The organism is Mucilaginibacter mali (genome assembly GCF_013283875.1).
Taxonomy (GTDB): domain Bacteria; phylum Bacteroidota; class Bacteroidia; order Sphingobacteriales; family Sphingobacteriaceae; genus Mucilaginibacter; species Mucilaginibacter mali.
Genome location: NZ_CP054139.1, coordinates 5,200,828 through 5,218,426 on the forward strand (window position 1 = coordinate 5,200,828; position 17,599 = coordinate 5,218,426).

At 48.2% G+C, this 17,599-nt stretch carries 17 protein-coding genes; 11 read left to right on the forward strand and 6 right to left on the reverse strand.

Going from position 1 to position 17,599, the window contains the following annotated elements; genetic code table 11:
* Window positions 1-46 precede the first annotated feature (46 nt).
* Window positions 47-1,381 carry a tRNA lysidine(34) synthetase TilS gene (gene tilS, locus HQ865_RS21995; protein ID WP_173416967.1) on the forward strand — a complete coding sequence of 445 codons (1,335 nt, stop codon included), beginning with the start codon at window positions 47-49 and terminating at the stop codon, window positions 1,379-1,381.
* Window positions 1,378-1,860: a hypothetical protein gene (locus HQ865_RS22000; protein ID WP_173416968.1), complete on the forward strand. Its 483-nt coding sequence runs from the start codon at window positions 1,378-1,380 to the stop codon at window positions 1,858-1,860. The genes tilS and HQ865_RS22000 overlap by 4 nt, the downstream gene beginning before the upstream one ends.
* A 659-nt stretch (window positions 1,861-2,519) precedes the next feature.
* On the opposite strand, the gene HQ865_RS22005 is transcribed toward HQ865_RS22000, so the two are convergent.
* Window positions 2,520-3,236 (reverse strand): DoxX family protein, encoded by a 717-nt coding sequence (locus HQ865_RS22005; protein ID WP_173416969.1) that lies wholly within the window; start codon window positions 3,234-3,236, stop codon window positions 2,520-2,522.
* A gap of 174 nt (window positions 3,237-3,410) precedes the next feature.
* Between HQ865_RS22005 and HQ865_RS22010 the strand changes: the two genes are divergently transcribed.
* The 4 genes from HQ865_RS22010 (at window position 3,411) to HQ865_RS22025 (ending at window position 8,245) form a co-directional block, all read left to right on the forward strand.
* Window positions 3,411-4,994, forward strand: coding sequence for a PAS domain-containing sensor histidine kinase (locus tag HQ865_RS22010; RefSeq protein WP_173416970.1), 1,584 nt, complete (start codon window positions 3,411-3,413; stop codon window positions 4,992-4,994).
* A 185-nt stretch (window positions 4,995-5,179) separates the two neighbouring features.
* Entirely contained in the window at window positions 5,180-5,791 is a 612-nt protein-coding gene (locus HQ865_RS22015) for an HAD family hydrolase (protein ID WP_173416971.1), read from the forward strand.
* A 121-nt stretch (window positions 5,792-5,912) separates the two neighbouring features.
* Window positions 5,913-7,709, forward strand: coding sequence for a tetratricopeptide repeat protein (locus HQ865_RS22020; protein WP_173416972.1), 1,797 nt, complete (start codon window positions 5,913-5,915; stop codon window positions 7,707-7,709).
* A gap of 152 nt (window positions 7,710-7,861) precedes the next feature.
* Window positions 7,862-8,245 (forward strand): response regulator, encoded by a 384-nt coding sequence (locus tag HQ865_RS22025; protein WP_173416973.1) that lies wholly within the window; start codon window positions 7,862-7,864, stop codon window positions 8,243-8,245.
* 326 nt (window positions 8,246-8,571) lie between these two features.
* Here HQ865_RS22025 and HQ865_RS22030 read toward each other — a convergent pair whose 3' ends face one another.
* Window positions 8,572-9,297, reverse strand: coding sequence for a 2-phosphosulfolactate phosphatase (locus tag HQ865_RS22030; RefSeq protein WP_173416974.1), 726 nt, complete (start codon window positions 9,295-9,297; stop codon window positions 8,572-8,574).
* Between the two features lie 225 nt (window positions 9,298-9,522).
* On the opposite strand from HQ865_RS22030, the gene HQ865_RS22035 reads away from it, so the two are divergent.
* The 3 genes from HQ865_RS22035 (at window position 9,523) to HQ865_RS22045 (ending at window position 10,986) form a co-directional block, all read left to right on the forward strand.
* Window positions 9,523-10,104, forward strand: coding sequence for an RNA polymerase sigma factor (locus tag HQ865_RS22035; protein ID WP_237073544.1), 582 nt, complete (start codon window positions 9,523-9,525; stop codon window positions 10,102-10,104).
* 13 nt (window positions 10,105-10,117) lie between these two features.
* On the forward strand, window positions 10,118-10,537 hold the full coding sequence (locus HQ865_RS22040; RefSeq protein WP_173416975.1) for a hypothetical protein: 420 nt from the start codon (window positions 10,118-10,120) through the stop codon (window positions 10,535-10,537).
* Window positions 10,538-10,770: 233 nt separating this feature from the next.
* Complete coding sequence (locus HQ865_RS22045; RefSeq protein ID WP_173416976.1) at window positions 10,771-10,986, forward strand: hypothetical protein; 216 nt, start codon at window positions 10,771-10,773, stop codon at window positions 10,984-10,986.
* A gap of 349 nt (window positions 10,987-11,335) precedes the next feature.
* Here the strand turns inward: HQ865_RS22045 and HQ865_RS22050 are convergent, their stop codons facing one another.
* From HQ865_RS22050 to HQ865_RS22065, 4 genes are all read right to left on the reverse strand, one after another.
* On the reverse strand, window positions 11,336-12,691 hold the full coding sequence (locus HQ865_RS22050; RefSeq protein ID WP_173416977.1) for an NAD(P)/FAD-dependent oxidoreductase: 1,356 nt from the start codon (window positions 12,689-12,691) through the stop codon (window positions 11,336-11,338).
* A gap of 171 nt (window positions 12,692-12,862) precedes the next feature.
* A complete protein-coding gene (locus HQ865_RS22055) occupies window positions 12,863-14,050 on the reverse strand; it encodes an alpha/beta hydrolase (protein WP_173416978.1) in 1,188 nt (395 codons plus the stop codon).
* 112 nt (window positions 14,051-14,162) lie between these two features.
* Window positions 14,163-15,194 (reverse strand): SAM-dependent methyltransferase, encoded by a 1,032-nt coding sequence (locus HQ865_RS22060; RefSeq protein ID WP_173416979.1) that lies wholly within the window; start codon window positions 15,192-15,194, stop codon window positions 14,163-14,165.
* A gap of 242 nt (window positions 15,195-15,436) precedes the next feature.
* Entirely contained in the window at window positions 15,437-15,970 is a 534-nt protein-coding gene (locus HQ865_RS22065) for a hypothetical protein (protein ID WP_173416980.1), read from the reverse strand.
* Window positions 15,971-16,264: 294 nt separating this feature from the next.
* Between HQ865_RS22065 and HQ865_RS22070 the strand changes: the two genes are divergently transcribed.
* Both HQ865_RS22070 and HQ865_RS22075 read left to right on the forward strand, forming a co-directional pair.
* On the forward strand, window positions 16,265-16,954 hold the full coding sequence (locus tag HQ865_RS22070) for a pseudouridine synthase (RefSeq protein WP_173416981.1): 690 nt from the start codon (window positions 16,265-16,267) through the stop codon (window positions 16,952-16,954).
* Between the two features lie 85 nt (window positions 16,955-17,039).
* Window positions 17,040-17,459 (forward strand): LIC_13387 family protein, encoded by a 420-nt coding sequence (locus tag HQ865_RS22075; protein WP_173416982.1) that lies wholly within the window; start codon window positions 17,040-17,042, stop codon window positions 17,457-17,459.
* Window positions 17,460-17,599: the final 140 nt, after the last annotated feature.

The window sequence follows — 17,599 nt, forward strand, 5'->3', positions numbered from 1 at the left end:
AAAATTAACTTTTTGGTTGCGCTTATTAAATTAATAATTTTGATGAATGCTGCCTGTGCAACGTTTCACCCATTTTATTGCCCAAAACCGGCTTTTTAATGCCGGTAGCAAAATATTGGCGGCGGTTAGCGGCGGCATGGATTCGGTGCTGATGGCCCGTTTATTAGCCGAAGCGGGGTATACTTTCGGCATAGCCCATTGCAATTTCCAGCTGCGCGGCGCCGAGGCCGATGCCGACCAAAGCTTTTGCCGTCAACTGGCGCAGGAACTGAACGTTGAATTTCACAGCATCAATTTTGATACGGCCAATTACGCTGCGCGGCATAAAATATCTATACAAATGGCTGCACGGCAACTGCGGTATCAATGGTTCGATCAGTTAAGTGCCAGGCATGGCTATACTACCATTGCTTTGGCACATCACCAAAACGATGCTATCGAAACAATATTGTTGAACCTTACCCGCGGCACCGGGATAGCCGGGCTGCACGGGATATTACCCGTTAACGGTAAGCTGGTGAGGCCCTTGCTTTTTTTGCAACGGCTGGAGATAGCCGATATCATCAGCCAAAATAAAATCGCCTATGTAGAGGACAGCAGCAACGCCTCGGCCAAATACGCCCGCAACAAGATCCGGCTGGAGGTAGTGCCAAAACTAAAAGAACTGAACCCCGCCCTCGAAGAGACCTTTGAGCATAACCTTCAGCATTTTCGCCAGTTGGAACAATTGCTGGAGGCCGAACTTGACCGCCAGCGCCTACGCTTTACCGGGCACGACGATGAACTGCACCTGCCCATCGATGCCGTAAAAACCATGTACCCGCAACAACTTTTGCTGTACAACCTGCTAAAACCCTACGGCTTTAACCGCGAACATGCCGATAGCATCATCGCATCGCTGGATAAGCATTCGGGGCGCTTGTTTGAATCGGCTGATTATACCTTAGTACTTGATAGGGGCACCCTGATCCTAAAGAAAAAATCCGGTGCCGGCCTGCAGGGCATCGGCATAAATGAAGGATGCACCGAAATAATTTACGGGCGCTTCCGTTTAACTTTACTGCACGATGATAGCCCGCTGGTGGTTAGGGATAACCCCATGGCCACATCTGTTGATGCTGCATTACTGGTATATCCGCTTATTGTGAGGCCCTGGCAGCCGGGCGATGTTTTTTACCCGCTGGGGATGACATCGAAGCAAAAACTGAGCGATTTTTTTGTGCATCAGAAAACCCCGCTGCATCAAAAAAACGAAGTGCCTGTGCTGGTAAACGGCAACGGTGATATTATTTGGCTTGGTGGTTACCGGCTTGATAACCGTTATAAAGTAAGCGATAACACTAAAAAAGTTACTATATTCGAACTGTATAAAACGCCATGACAGATAATTCGGTATTTACAGAAAAGCAATACCTGGGCCGCGAATGGATACCCATTACCATTCGCCTGGTGTTGGCCATGTTTTGTTTCGCGGCCTACTTTTTTACCGACGAACGCGAACGCAATGGCGATCTGCTGCTGGTAGTTGGCTTCGCCATTATCATCATATCCATCCTGATGGGGTTTTTGCTGCACTTCCGCACCCGGGTAATTAACAAAAGCATTTTGGTTGACGGCCTGTGGAGTAGCAAACTGGTAAAGATAGACCTGAACAGCATTGTTAAGGCCGAAAAAGGCAGCTACAGCCGCTACCTGTTTAACAACCCGGTATACAACCTGCACAAAAGCGGCACCATCCGCTTCTACACGGCTGGCAACGACGCCATCCACCTCACCGACCGCGACGGCCTTGTCTACATCATCGGCTCGCAACACGCTAACGAGTTTTTGCGGGCGATAAAAGAGGAGATGAAGGGTTAGAGATTAGTGATTAGTTGATCAGAGATTAGTTTCCTGTATACTTTCAACGTTCCCTCCCTGGGAAGGGGCGCGGTGGACTTGCGTTATGGCTGGGAGGGGTTTAGCCGCTATATCTTCTGTTCAATTCAGAAAAAAATGAACAAAAATCCTCGTTTTTTGAACAAAAATTGAACACGTAATTTACTGATTTATAATTCAATATATGCGTTTGTTCAGAATTTCAATTTTTCTCCTAACGGCCTTTTTTCTTGGTATTTACATATTCATTAATCTATCGAAAATAACATTGCAGATACCAAACTGAAAATAATACAACCTAAGTTGCGCAACAGCCACTCAAGGGAAAAGTAATAGGCCCCTGCGGCTATGAGCAAACCAACATTAATGAAAGCACAACCGATCATCCGATGAGATTGCCACGCTATCGCTCGCAATGACAATATCTTTTAATGTCATTTAACCATTAGAGGCCCGCCGGATTTTTATAACTCAACATGACATGTATGTTTTTCCGCTGAAGCCTCACCCTGCCCTCTCCAGAGGAGAGGGTTCCAAAGTCTCCCCCTTTGGGGGAGATTTAGAGGGGGCTTTCATCGGCATGTCATAAAAACCATTAGAGGCCGCCGGGATTATATTACTCAGCATGACGGGATGGGTAATTAGCGATCTATCGCCTTATGATACTCCTCCAAAGCCCTATCCAGCGGCTGGCCTTCATTGTGGATGCAATCGCAAAAAGCCATGCAGGCTTGCGGATTTTTGCTGTTGGGGCATTGTGCGGTGCAATCTTGCATGGTGTTGCGGGGCTTTATGTCAAATACCGTAACAATGGTAAGCACCAATAGGGCAACAGCTGCAAACGCCCCTGCAAAAAATTTAGCAGGAAACTTGTTACTTATAGCCATTGGGGCTGGTTCGTTAATAATAGCAACGGGCTGCTTAAAGGGGAGTATGTATTTCAGCCTGTCGTAATACCAGCACAGCAGGTACAGGCAGGCCATTACCATCAGCGGAGAGGAAACGAGAGAGCCGTCAAACCGCACTGCCAGCGAGAGGATGCATATATTAAGGATGATTGGGAAGTAAAGCAGTACACCCAGCAGCGCCGTGCGGGGGATCAGCAAAAGGATAGCCGCTGTAACCTGCGCAATACCAATAAAGGTATAATAGTAGCCAGTATGGCTCAGCGCCTCCAGGTAATGCCCCATAGGGTGGTTGTTGGATAGCGAAGTGAACCGCTCGCCCATGATCTTCACCATGCCCGATGGGATAAAGCCGGCGGCCAGCGCTACCCGGGTAAAAACGGTGAAATAACGCATCCATTTGTTATGGATAGCCTGGCGGTGCAGGCGGTCTATCTTGTATAGTAATTTCATTTTATAAAAAGTACTTTGTTTTGCAAAGTTATTATTTTATTTAATAATACCCCCATCTGCTTTTATTTTAAAACAATGTGCCGGTGTACTTGTTATCAACCATTCGCAGGGTTACAAATCGTTCCCCGTCAAAGCAACAAGCAATTTTAGCATATCACAAAATCTACCTGGTAAATGTCCTCAAGTAATAGCCTGCTATCGGTATCGGATAAGTTTTTGGAAGGTGGCGGCGAAATGGGGGCTTTAACCCGGTCGTTCAATTGGGCGGCCACCACGCTGGGGCATCCCGATACCTGGCCGCAAAGCCTGCTGGCTACGGTAAGCCTTATCCTTAACTCGCGTTTCCCTATGTTTTTGTGGTGGGGGCCGCAACTTATCCAATTTTATAATGATGCGTACCGGCCAAGCCTGGGCAATAACGGCAAGCACCCAACAGCATTGGGCCAGGCGGGCGAAGATTGCTGGCCCGAGATATGGCCCATCATCAAGCCATTGATAGACCAGGTACTGGCCGGCGGCGAATCGACCTGGAGCGAAGACCAGCTGATTCCCATTTATCGCAATAACAGTCTGGAGGATGTTTACTGGACCTTTAGCTATAGCAAGGTGCGCGATGATAAGGGCGATATTGCCGGTGTGCTGGTTACCTGTAACGAGACGACAGAGAAGGTACGATCGTACAATGCTATTAAAAGGGCCAGCCAGGAACTGGAGCTGGCCGTTGAAGCCGCCGACCTGGGCACCTGGGACCTGAACCCTAAAACCGGCAAATTTATGGGTAATACCCGGCTGAAAGAATGGTTCGGCCTGCCGCCTGATGAGGAAATTGCCCTCGGCGACGCGCTAAATTCTGTTATCGAAGCCGACCGGGATAACGTTACCGAAGCCATTACCAAAGCCACAGAAAAAGGCTCGGACGGGAATTATCATATTGTTTATACCATCGTCAATAAAAAAAACAAGGTGCAGCGGGTTGTAGAGGCCAATGGTCGCGCTGTGTTTGATAGTGATGGCAACGCTACCCGCCTGAGCGGTATTTTGCAGGATGTTACCGATGATTACCAGATCCAGCAGCGAAAGGATGAATTTATCAGCGTGGCCAGTCATGAGTTAAAAACGCCTATTACTACGCTAAATGCGTCGATGCAGATCTTGCAGCGGCTAATGAAGACCGACCCGACATCAGACAAGGTGCCAATGTTTATTAATAAGGCCAATAACAACCTTAACAAACTGGTGCGCCTGCTTGATGACCTGCTGAACGTTACCCGCATACAACAAGGTCAGCTGGCGCTTAACAAAACGATGTTTAATTTGGTTGATCTGATACAGGACTGCACCGACCACGTGCGCATGAACGGCGAACACGAGGTGATACTAAGTGGCGACAATGAGCTGATGATCTATGCCGATTACCGCCGTATAGACCAGGTGCTGGTAAACCTGGTGAACAACGCTGTGAAGTACGCCCCCCAATCAAAAAATATCGAGATAGATATCAGCCATACTGCCAACTTCGTCACTGTTTCCGTGCGCGACCATGGCATCGGCATCAACCCCGATAAGTTGCCACATTTGTTCGACAGGTATTATCGGGTGGATGCCTTAGGCCACCAATTCTCGGGGCTGGGTTTGGGCTTGTACATCAGTTCCGAAATTATCGGGCGCCATGGCGGGCAGATCGGCGTGGAAAGCCAGCGGGGCGAGGGTAGCCGGTTTTGGTTTACGCTGCCGATAAATGAGGAGGAGGAGGTTTAAAAACCGACACGAAATTTTCCTGAATTAATCGGATTACACCAATTTTTTGAATGGCGATCCTTTTAATTCGTGTAATTCGATTAAATTGTATAAAGCTTAAAAATCAATTCGTGCTGACACTCAAATCCTGACATTCCCCTTACCCATAATTCCCTATTTTTGCCCCAACACAAACTCCCCTGCCCATGGCTGCCGATAACGCTAAATTTAAAAAACTGCTTGAACTATCCCGTGGCGATTACAAAGCTTTCCTGTACGATTGCGACGGCACCCTGGCCGATAATATGCCCGCCCATACCGATACCTACATCCGCATTGCCGCAAATGACGGTGTTGATATTGACGGCGCCCTGATAGACGAACTGGCCGGCTGGCCCATCCCCGAAGTAGTTAAGGAAATTAACAAGCGCTATAATAGCAACTTCGATCCGGACAAATTCGCGGCCGATAAATATGAACTGTTTTACAACGAATATATCGAACGTATAAAACCCATCGAGTACGTTACCGACCATTTAATAGCCCATGCGGGTAAGTTAAAAATTGGCGTGGTATCGGGCGGCACCCGCCAGGCCATTATCAAAACCCTGCAGGTACTGGGTATACTGGACCTGGTTGATGTGCTGGTATGCGCGGGCGAGACGCCCAACGGCAAACCCTTCCCCGATCCTTTTTTATTAGCCGCCCGGCAACTGGGGGTACAACCGCAGGAGTGCCTGGTGTTTGAAGACGGCAACCCCGGCGTAGCAGCCGCAAAAGCTGCCGGTATGCCCTGGATAAGGATAGATAAAGTGTGATCATCCCACTATTAACCAATAGTAGAGCATCTGTACTATATTTTCTTAATTGTAATAAAAATAGCTGCTTTCATTATAAAAGAAAGTAATACTTCATCATATTTGCGTATCAGTTTATGATATGCGCCTGATTAACTATTACCCTGCTTACAAGCTGCCGGCATTTAATACGCGTTGCGCATGGATAATAGTTGTTTTTATTTTTGCCACCACACACTTGTTCGCGCAGCATGCGCCCCCATCTCCTTTTTCTGCGTTTAAATTCCTTAGTGATATCCCTGCAGATAAGCGGGTTGATAGCGCCACCGAGATCTATAAAAGCAAGTATCGCCGCTTAAACGAAGCAGTGCTGATGGCCGTGCTCGATAGCGTGCAGCAACTTGCCCAAAAATTGGATGATGAACCTTTAGAGGCCAGTGTTTACCTGATGCGGGCCGATTATTACTCGGTAAACAAAGGTTATAACCACCAAAGTATAGCGTACCATCAAAAAGCCATCGATTATACCGCGGCACACTATATGCCGGTTGAAAACGCGGTATGCCTGCATAAAAAAGGCTTATACTATTTCACTTTTAACCATAATATTGAAGCTTGCCGGTACTTTTTGCAGGGGATGGACAAATTCAGGCAAATTGGGTTTAGCCGCATCCCCAATATATCTACCTATATATTAGAGCAGGCCAAGTTTTATTATTCGCTTAAAGATTATGCCACCGCCGAACCGTTGCTGAAGTCGGCCCTGCAGTACCCTATCAACAATATCCGCACAAAAATTAATGTGGTAAATACCATCGGCCTTATTCACCGCGAGTTCGGCCGGTTTCCGCAGGCGATGGATTATTTTAATAAAGCGCTTAAAATAGCCCGGGCAAATAAAGACAGCGCCTGGATAGGTATCATGACCGGCAATATCGGTTCGGTTTATTTTATGCAGGGGCAGTATGTCAAGGCTATACCCTACCTGGTTGCCGATTATAAGGCCTCGTTAAAATACGCCCAATTTTCAAACGCAGCGCAAACTTTGCTTCGCCTTAGCAACATTAGTGTTAATAGCAACCGTGTTAAAGACGCGGCCGCGCAACTGGATTCGGTAGAGATACTGATACACAAAAGCCCCGGCGAAGACGTACTGGCCCTATGGGTGGATGTTTACAAGCAAAGGGAAAAACTGTGTCAATTAACCGGTCAGTACCGCGATGCTGTTAATTACGCTGTTAAATATGAGACATTGAAAGACAGCCTTTCTAAACGTAACAGCATAGCCGCTATAGAGCGGGTTAAGCTAACCTGGGAGGCCGAAAAGTACCGCGGACAAATAGACCATTTACATACCCAGGCCGATGTAGAGGCGTTTAAGCGCAATGCCATGGTGTGTATATTCTTTTTGCTATTGATCATCGTCTTGCTGCTGTTTAACCGCTACCGGCTAAATGCCCGGCGCGAACAGGAAATGCTGTTGCTGAGGAAGAAGCGCGTGGATGAAAAACTAAAAAACGCCGCCGAAGCCCTGCAGGAGTATACCGAAAACATCAAACAAAACAACGCCCAGATAGAAAAGTACAAAGCCGAGATAGCTGCTTTTAAAACCCGGTCGACCACAGATAAAGCCGGCGCCGAGCACCTGGAGAAACTGATGCAGGCCCATATCATGACCGATGAGAGCTGGAGCGAATTTAAAAAGCTGTTTACCAAAGTGCACGCCGGTTTTTTTACCAGGTTACGGAATGATTACCCTTACCTTACCGATACCGACATGCGCCTGCTCTCGCTGGTAAAGCTGGGCCTCAACAATCGCGAAATGGCTAATATGCTGGGTATAACTATCGAGGGTATAAAAAAATCTAAACAACGCCTGCGTAAAAAGATGCAGTTACCATTTGATACAGATATCGAACAAACAGTCGCGCAATTGTAGTAGCTAAGGGTGTTCCTTTGTCCTTGTTTTGTCCACGTCCCGGTTTATAACTAATAGATAATTCCCGTTTAACTTTACAGTTACATTTATCACAAAAACAGCCGCGGGTATTTCGCATCGGTATGATGCATCCGCGGCACATCTGCTAAGGTATGCCAAAGTTAAACATCTACATAGTTGAAGACGAGCCGCTTATATCGCGGATCCTGAAACAAACCGTGATGCGCCTGGGGCATAGCGTATGCGGTTCGGCCACATCCTATCACGACGCGATAGACGGCCTAAGGCAGGCTGATGCCGACCTGATCATCACCGATATTATGCTTGAAGGAGATAAAACCGGGGTAGACCTGGCACATTACATCAATGCGCATTTAAAAATCCCTTTCATTTTTCAATCTTCCGTTATCGACGAGGTAATTATTGATGCAGCGCTTAAAACAGGGCCTTTGATGTTTGTTCCTAAACCACTTGACAGGTACGCGTTATCAGATGCGATCTCAGCTACTTATGCTAAGGCGGTTGTGTATTCCTAAGCGTTGTCCACTATTTGTCCACCGGTTGTGGTTGTGTAACATTTACGCTTTGCCGTATATTTAACTATTGGATAATACAACCATTGGGAATATTCTAAAATAAAAAATGGAAGCAAAAATCGAAAAAAGGAAATGCCCCAGGTGCGGCACAGGTATTCTGGAATACAGAACGCCCCGGGCCTTGTGGGTAAAAGTATTCTTATTCTGGCTTCCCATACGACGATACAAGTGCGGGACTTGCAATAAAAAAACACATGTTTACGGTCAGCCGAAAGCCAATAGCAGCGATGAGAACAGGGCGCGCTTAGAAGCCCTTTAGCCGTAAATTAAAGCGCCAGTTTTATTAGTTGATTCCCATCTAAAACAGGGATGGCTGTTGTTGTATCTATATTCAGGCAAAAGGCAATATCTTCTTCAATACCCAGTTGTTTCAGCCTTTCACTGTGCGATGTTTTCTTAAGATACTGTTTAATATCTTGCTTACCCAACTGGAATAAGTCGTTAGCGGCCAGGGCAGGATCATCCAAACGATAACCATCGCCCTTTAATTGTTCGATCACCGCACCGGCAAACAGCGTATCCTCCAAATTAAAATTATACTTCCAGCCCGCGCAAACCAGCAGGATATTCTCGTTAGTGGTCTTCAGCCAGTTACATAATGCGGTAAGATTAAGGAACGATCCGATAGCGATCTGCTTTGCCTTGCGCGAGAGGTACAGCGCCTGCGTACCGTTGGTAGTGGTGAGTACAACGGTTTTTCCCGACACCTTTTCGGCGGTGTATGAAAATGGCGAGTTGCCGAAATCGAAGCCTTTTACCACCTCGCCATTGCGCTCGGCAGCCAATAAATAATCCGGGTGCTTTTCCTTATAAGCCAGGCATTCCTCTACCTCCGCCACGGGGATAATAGCTTCGGCACCGTTTTCAATACCGTAGCAAATAGATGAGGTAGCCCTGAAAATATCAATGATCACTACAACATATTGTTCAACATCATATAAATGTATCAGCGCCGGGGTAAGGCAAACCTCTAATTTTTTATCTAAAGCCATGGTATTTATCGGCTGCAAAAATAACAGAGAACACGAATTAATTATTAGCGACACGAATTTTTTCGAATGATGCGAATTACACAAATTGTTATCCCGATAATCCATTCGTGAAATTCGGTTAATTCTATTCGGGTTTTAGGATAATTCGTGCCCCCTCAAAAAATTTTCAAATGTTTTAAAATGTTTTCCAATCCCATCCGTCCTTATCTTTAAACAACAATATAATTGACAACAGCTACCCTGATGCCCGACGAAAAAAACAGCACTATCCTTAAAGCCGTTACGGCTTATGGTAAAAGCCTGCTGTCTTTTATCCGCCGCAGGGTAAAAACCGATGCCGATGCTGAAGATATCCTGCAGGATGTTTGGTACCAGTTCAGTTCGGTGGTGAATACCGGGCCTATCGAGCAAACAGGCGCGTGGCTATACCGGGTAGCCACCAACAAGATCACCGATAAATACCGCAAGCGGTCGGAGACCTTACTGGACGACCTGTTTTTAGACGATGAGGAAGGCGAAGATGACGAGGATACCGGTTTCCGAGCCATTTTGCTTACCGAGGCCAAAACACCTGAGACAGAATACATGCGCAACCTGTTTTGGGACCAGTTACTACTGGCGCTTGACGAACTGCCGGAGGAACAGAAGCAGGTTTTCATCTGGCACGAACTGGATGACATCCCCTTTAAGGTGATAGCCGAACAAACCGGCGTTAACGAACAAACCCTGGTATCGCGTAAGCGCTACGCGGTGCTGCATTTAAGGGAGCGGCTGAAGCAATTATATGAAGAGATAACACAATATTAAAAACATTAAGAAAATGAAACAAGTATTTTATAGAGGGCGATTTATATTTATTCCGCTGGCAGTTGCCGCCTTCCTGTCGCTCATCAGCTTTGTGGTGATGCAGTTATGGAATTGCCTGCTGCCCGGCATACTACACGTTACGGTCATTACATTTTGGCAGGCCATGGGCATATTTATTTTATGCAAGATATTATTTGGGTTCGGCAAAGGTGGCCGCGGTTTTGGCGGACGAGATGGTGGCCCCTGGATGCGCCATAAAATGGAAGAAAAGTTTAAGCACATGAGCCCCGAGCAACGCGAAAAATTTAAACAAAAAATGGGCGACCGCATGTGCCACTGGCGCGACCGTAACCCCGGCATGCGCCACCCGTTCGACCGTGAGTGGGATGTAGAGCAGGATAAGCAGGAGGGCACGGCGGAGCCGAAGGAATAAAGCGTTAACCTCAAAGTAACAATTCCCTCCCTTGGGAGGGGTGAGGTGAGGATTGCGTTGGCAGGGAGGGGTTTATACGATACAACATCGGGGCTAAACCCCTCCCTGCACCCTCCCAGGGGAGGGAATCGCGCAAGTCCAGTGCTTTCTCAATGCCACCAAATAACTAAAAAAACCGCCGCTTGTCCAATTTGGGCACGCCCGAACGATATACCATAAAAACCAACATCGCCATGAATGTATTAGTTTTTAAAACCAACGTAACCACTAAACGCAAGGTTAGTAAAGTAAGTACCTTGCTAACCTTGTTCCCCACTATTCAGCAGTGGAATTTTGACCTGGAGGATTGCGACAATATCCTGCGTATTGTAGCCAGCGACCTATCGCCGCGCTACGTGGAAACCGCTTTGCAAAAGGCGGGCATCGGTTGCGAGGAGCTGGCGTATTGAGTGGTTAATTTGTCATGCTGAGTTTAAAACAATGAGCCTCCGATGGTAAATGGCAATAATAAATGTCATGCTGAGTAATATAATCCCGGCGGCCTCTAATGGTTTTTATGACATGCAGATGAAAGCCCCCTCTAAATCTCCCCCAAAGGGGGAAACTTTGGAACCCTCTCCGCTGGAGAGGGCAGGGTGAGGCTTCAGCGGAAACACATACATGTCATGCTGAACTTGTTTCAGCACCCCATCACACAGGTCCGGAATGCAGTGCTTAACTATGCAAGTGGGGTGCCGAAACAAGTTCGGCATGACTGGTTATTTTTATAAAAAGTCTTTTGCAAACCTGCTATAATAGTTAAACTCCTACTGGCGGCTCTGCCGCCGGTCCATCGTACAGTTGCTTACCCAGCAGCTGCGAGCATAGTTGTACCGCGCTGGCAAAGGCATCCTCGTGAAAGCCGTACTTAAAATAACTGCCGCAAAAATATAGCGGGCCGGTTTGGTTTAGCTTCTGTAGTTCGGCCTGGGCGATTATGGCTGGCACATCAAACAATGGATGTTCGTAATCCAGCTCCTTAATGATCTTCCGCTCGTCCAGCCCCGGGTGCGGATTAATGGATACAAAGTAGTTTTTATGTTCGGATACCCCCTGCAATTGGTTCATCCAGTAGATGGTGCTTGGCGTTAACTGGCCGTTATCCTGCTGGATGCGATAGTTCCAGCTGGCCCAGGCCAGTTTGGTTTTGGGCATAATGCTGTCGTCGGTATGTAACACCGCTTTGTTGTATTGGTATTTAAAGTTACTTAACAGGCGTTGTTCATCAGCCGTAGGGTTATTAAGCATTTCCAGCGCCTGATCGCCATGCGTGGCAATGATCACCTTGTCAAACACTTCCTGTGTGCCATCCGACGCGTGGACAACGGCCCTGCCATCTGTACGGCGCGAGATCTTAACGGCCTTGCGGTTAACCTGTATCTTATCCCGAAAAGGGCGAATCAGGATCTCGCGGTAGGCCTGGCTGCCCTTCTCCAGCGTGTACCATTGGTGCTGGGTATCCAAACCTAAAAAGCCGTGATTTAAAAAGAAGCGGATCAGTGTTACTGCCGGGAAATCCAGCATTTGCTCCATCGGGGTGCTCCATACGGCCGAACTCATGGGCACCAGGTATTTCCACAGCATCTCCTCGCCAAAATTAAACTCGCGAATGTACTGCCCGATGGAATAGTCGGCATACTTAGGATCGCCCAGGATCTTTACGCTCTCCTTATTAAAGCGGGCAATCTGCATCAGCATTTTAATATACTTTGGGCTGAAGATATTCTTCCGCTGCGCGAACAGGTGGTTCACACTGCTGCCGCTATATTCCAGACCGCTGGGCACATGCTGCACGCTGAAAGACATGTCGGTCTTTTTTACCGGGGCTTCTATTTCGGCAAACAGCATGCACAGATTGGAATAGGTTTTATAGTTGAACACCATAAAGCCGGTATCGATATAAACCGGCGTGCCATTCTCGTCAACCGTAACGGTATTGGTATGGCCGCCCACATAATCGTTCTGCTCGTAAAAGGTCAGGTCGGTGTGTTGATGCAGGAAGTGCCCGCAACCCATGCCGGCTATGCCCGTGCCGATGATGGCGGCGCGGCCCCCCAACCCCCTAAATGGGGAGTTTATTTCGGATTTCGGATGTTCTATTTCGGATTTATTCATGCTATTTAAAAACGCTTTTTCAAAATGTCATTCCGGCTATTACGCAATCGCGAATTGGCGGAGCCAGCTTTTATAGTTCGCGGTTGCCACGTCGCCCCATCGCCTCAGGCCTGCTTCGCTCCTCGCAATGACAAGATTATTTGCACATCTGCATATACGCACATCTGCACATTACTGCGTTATCGTATTCAAAAACGTCTCTACCGCAAAGGTTGATAGCTGACCGCCCGGGCCGTTCAGGTTATAATCGAACCCGTGGGTGGCCCATGGCAACTTTAACCAATAATGGCGGATATTGTGTTGCTGCAATTTCAGGTTCAGGCGGCGGCTATGCTCCGGCGATACCAGCACATCGTTATCGCCATGGATAATCAGCGTGGGGACAGCCGCGGTATCCGCAAACTCCAGCGGCGAGCAAGCTACATATTTAGCCTGCCCCTGCTGATAGGTGCAACCGATATAATTTTCCATCACCTTGCGCGAATCCATAATGAGTGGGTTGGATGGCACCGAGTAGCCCCAAACCATATCCGCCGGGCCGTAGAAATCTACGACACCTTTTATGCGCTTATCGTGCAGGGTGTAGGCGGCCAGCAAGGCTATCTGCGCCCCGGCAGAACGGCCAAGCAGTACAAATTTGCTGGTATCGATGTGCAATTCTTCCGCGTGTTTGGTTAGATAGTCTAAGGCCTGCTTCACATCCTCAACAGGTGCCGGTGTTTGATATTTCGGTGCCATGCGGTAGTTAATGGCCGCCACGTTGTAGCCCCTGCCGGCCAAATAATAATTTAATTCGGGCAACTGCTTGCTATCGCCACTGCTCCAGGAACCGCCGTGGATGACGATAACACATACCCCTCCCGGCCTCCCTGAAAGGGAGGAGCCAAAACGGGATGCTTCTGAAGTTCTTCCCCTCGGGGAGGATTTAGGAGGGGCATAATAATCGAGTGTCAACTCCACATCAGCATACTTCGCGTAAGTCCTGGTTTGGTACCCAACCGCCGGTACACCTGTAAACAGCTTCCCAAAGCTAAACACCTTTCTTCCCGGGAAAACAGGCGGCGTACCATTGCCTGTAAACGATGCCGACATTCCCTCGCGCAAATCTTCGCTTAATAATTGCGCCCTGATAATGGGCGACAGGTAAAGCAAAATGCTGATGACCCCGATCACCGTCCCCGCCATTTGGTAACGACCTGCCCAAAAGCCCCAGGCTGTTAATATGGTACTGATGCCGGCAAATATCAACGGGTATTCTGTAACTACAATGGCCAGCAGCCACAGGTAATACGCAGGCGCTTTGCATACCCCCAGCAGCGAGATAAAGAAGAAGATGATGATGAGTATGAGGCGTGGCATTGGGGTTTTTTTCAATCGTCATCCTGAGCGATAGCGAAGGATCCCAAGCTATGCGTTTCCGCTCTGCTTACCGGGGATCCTTCGCTATCGCTCAGGATGACGGGTTGTTGAATTATTTAGTTTTCGTGAACAAATAATGGCTCACCAGCCACTCGTTACCCTTATTAAAATTCCATAACTCGGCGCAGGCCATATAGAACAGGCGCCAATATACCCACCACTTCACCGCCTGGTGCTTGCCGTAAGTCTGTTCAAATAACGGCATAATTTCGGCCTTATGCATATCCATATTTTTAAGCCAGGCTTCGGATGTTTTGGCGTAGTGGGTGCCGCTTACATGCCAGTGCTTTTCAACCACCAGGTCATCGTTAAAGTAAAACATCAGGTCGTCGCTGGGCATAATCCCCCCTGTGAAGAAGTATTTACTCATCCAGTCGGTATCGTCAACTACTTCGAATTTATAAGCATATTCCTTATGTGTAAAAATATGGATCCACAGCTTACCGTCCGCCTTCAGGAAGGATGCCACCTTAGCCAGCAGCAACCGGTAGTTACGCATGTGCTCAAACATCTCTACCGATACCACCCGGTCAAATTTATCATCGATAATGAAAGTGTTCATATCAGCGGTGATCACCGTGAGGTTTGTAATACCCCACTGTTGCGCCTGCTCATCAATATATTGCTTTTGCGTGCGCGAGTTGGAAACCACTTTAAAGGTACTGCCTGGAAATTTGGCCGCCATATAAAGCGATAATGATCCCCAACCGCAACCCAATTCCAGCACTTGCTGGCCATCCGCCAATTCAGCACGCTGACAGGTAAGGTCCAGCATGTCATTCTCGCTGGTATCGATATCGGTAACCCCATCCTTCCAATAGCCTGATGAATACTTGAGGTTTTTACCCAGGCAATATCGATAAAATTGTGTAGGCACCTCGTAATGCTGCTCGTTGGCTTCTGTGGTATTTACCGCAATGGGCGATGCCTTTAGTTCGGCTATCAGTGCCATCAGGTGGGCTTGTTGCGCTTCAACGCCACCCTTGTCTTCGTCGGCTAAGCGCTGGCGCAACAGCTTGCGGATGCCTTGTCGCAATAAAAAATCGGGGACCTTGTTTTGTTCTATTAGTTTATCGTACCACATAGTTCGGTTGAAATGCGAATGGCTGTATGCTTAATGCAATTATTCGCAATTTGTTTAAACCGATTTACGGGTTTTGGAGGGGAGTGGTTTTTAGTAAACTTTGGGATGATTTAACCACAGAGGCCACAGAGGGAGAAGCACGGAGGACACGGAGGTTTTTTGTCTGAACCGGGATTAAACAGATTACGGGATAACAGGATTTGATTAGCATCCTGTTATCCTGTAAATCCTAAAAATCATGGTCAGGCCTTCTTCCGGATATAGGTAAAATCGTAAACACTATTCCACGTTTTGCCTTCATCGGCAGATGTTTCATAGTATTGGCGCACCTTATCGGCGCCCTGATTGTAAAATATAAAGCGGGCTTGTAGCTTCTGGCCTTTCGGGTTAACAATTTCGGCACTGAAGTGCATGGCACCATCCTTGTATTCGCCGTTCACAAAATCCTGCACCTTGCCGCCCGAGCCTACCCAGGTTTGCTTCCATTTATGGCTGGCAGCATCGATATAATTGAGGCTTTTGCCATCGCCCTGCCCGTTGGTAGCGGTCCAGTTTTCCAGTATCGCGCATCCGCCCGAAACATCCTGCACCAGGCTATGGCCTACCAAAGTGGTGGTGCCAGTGGCGTATACATCCCATTCGCCCACCCAATAATCAAACTGGCGGTTTAGCGGGTTATTACGGCATGGGCTTGGGGCTGGCGCGGTTTGGGCACTTACCTGTATCCCCGCAAAAAGCAGGAATAGGCCAACAAAATGCGTGGTTAGCTTTTTCATGATATTTAGATTGATCGTTAATCTTTGCGTTTGGTTAAAGGTACCGATAGCCCGGTGCGCTGTCATCACCCGCTAAGGGGGAATTTGATATCAGATGTTTCCTATAGATCGTTACACCTGTCGCTGCAAATGCGGAGCGATCGCGAATTGGCAGAGCCCGCATGCATAGTTCGCTATTGCCATGTCGCCCCATCGCCTCAGGCCATGCTTCGCTCCTAGCAATAACAAACGTCTTATCTGCACATCAGTTTCCCCATTAGGGGGTTAGGGGGCTATTTACTACCTTTGCCCAGCATGCTCGATATCCTATACCACGACGAACACCTCATCGCCATCAATAAACCGCACGGACTATTGGTACACCGCTCGCCCATTGCTGCTGATGTGGAAGAGTTTGCCGTCCAAAAACTGCGCGACCAGATTGGCAAATGGGTAACCCCCGTACACCGGCTGGATCGTAAAACCGGCGGCGTGCTACTCTTCGCACTGGATAAAGAGACCGAGATAGCCATGCACAAGCAGTTTATGGAGGGGCAGGTAGCCAAAACCTACCTGGCCATCGTTCGCGGGCATACGCCCGACACCGAATCCATCGACTATCCCCTGCGTAAGGAGAACGGCATGATGCAGGATGCCCATACCGACTACACCACCCTGCAACGTGCCGACTTACCTATTCCATTAGGTAATCATCCCAGCTCGCGCTACTCGCTGGTGGAAGCCACGCCCACTACCGGCCGCATGCATCAGTTGCGCAAGCATTTCGCTCACATATTTCACCCCATCATCGGCGACCGTACCCACGGCTGCAACAAGCAAAACCGTTTTTGGAAGGAGCGCTGGGAAATGACCACAATGCTGCTGCATGCCAGCCGGCAATCGTTCACGCACCCGGTAACAGGCGAAACGGTAATTATTGAAGCGCCCCTGCAACCCGAATTTTTGCGGGTGATGACGCTATTGAGTTTCAGTATTTTATCCTAAATTTGATTTAACGACCCTGATGCGCATGGCTCCCTATAGCTATGGGCACAGCCGGATAACGATTAAACCTTTACAAAAACAATTTATGAAACCTAAATTATTACTGCGCATTGCAGCCATATTAATGCTGCTGCACACCCTGGGACACAGCGTTGGCGCCCTTACCTGGACTCAAGCGCCAAATGCGGCCATGGCGGCGGTGATCGGCGCCATGCAAAGCACGCATTTTGATTTTTCGGGCAAGTCGGTAACCTTAGGCGCGTTCTTCAGCGGGTACGGCATCACCATGATATTTGTGCTGCTGTTTATCAGCGTGCTGCTCTGGCTGCTGTCTAACGAAACAGCGAATAAGTTATGCATCCGCCTGCTGGCGCCTTTAACGGCGTTATTGCTGGCTATGGCGGTAACCGAGTATATCTACTTCTTCCCGGTGCCTGCGGTACTTACGGCGTTGGCGGGGGTGTGTACGTTATGGGCGCGGGTAAGAATAGGAAGTTCGTCATAGCGAGCGATAGCGTGGTTATCCCGGCATGCAGAACGGTTCTACAAGGTTGATCTGCCAATCGGGGATAGCCACGTCGTTACACTCCTCGCTATGACGAATACGAATCTTCCGGACTTCCTGTCTTTCCCGACTTTCGGACT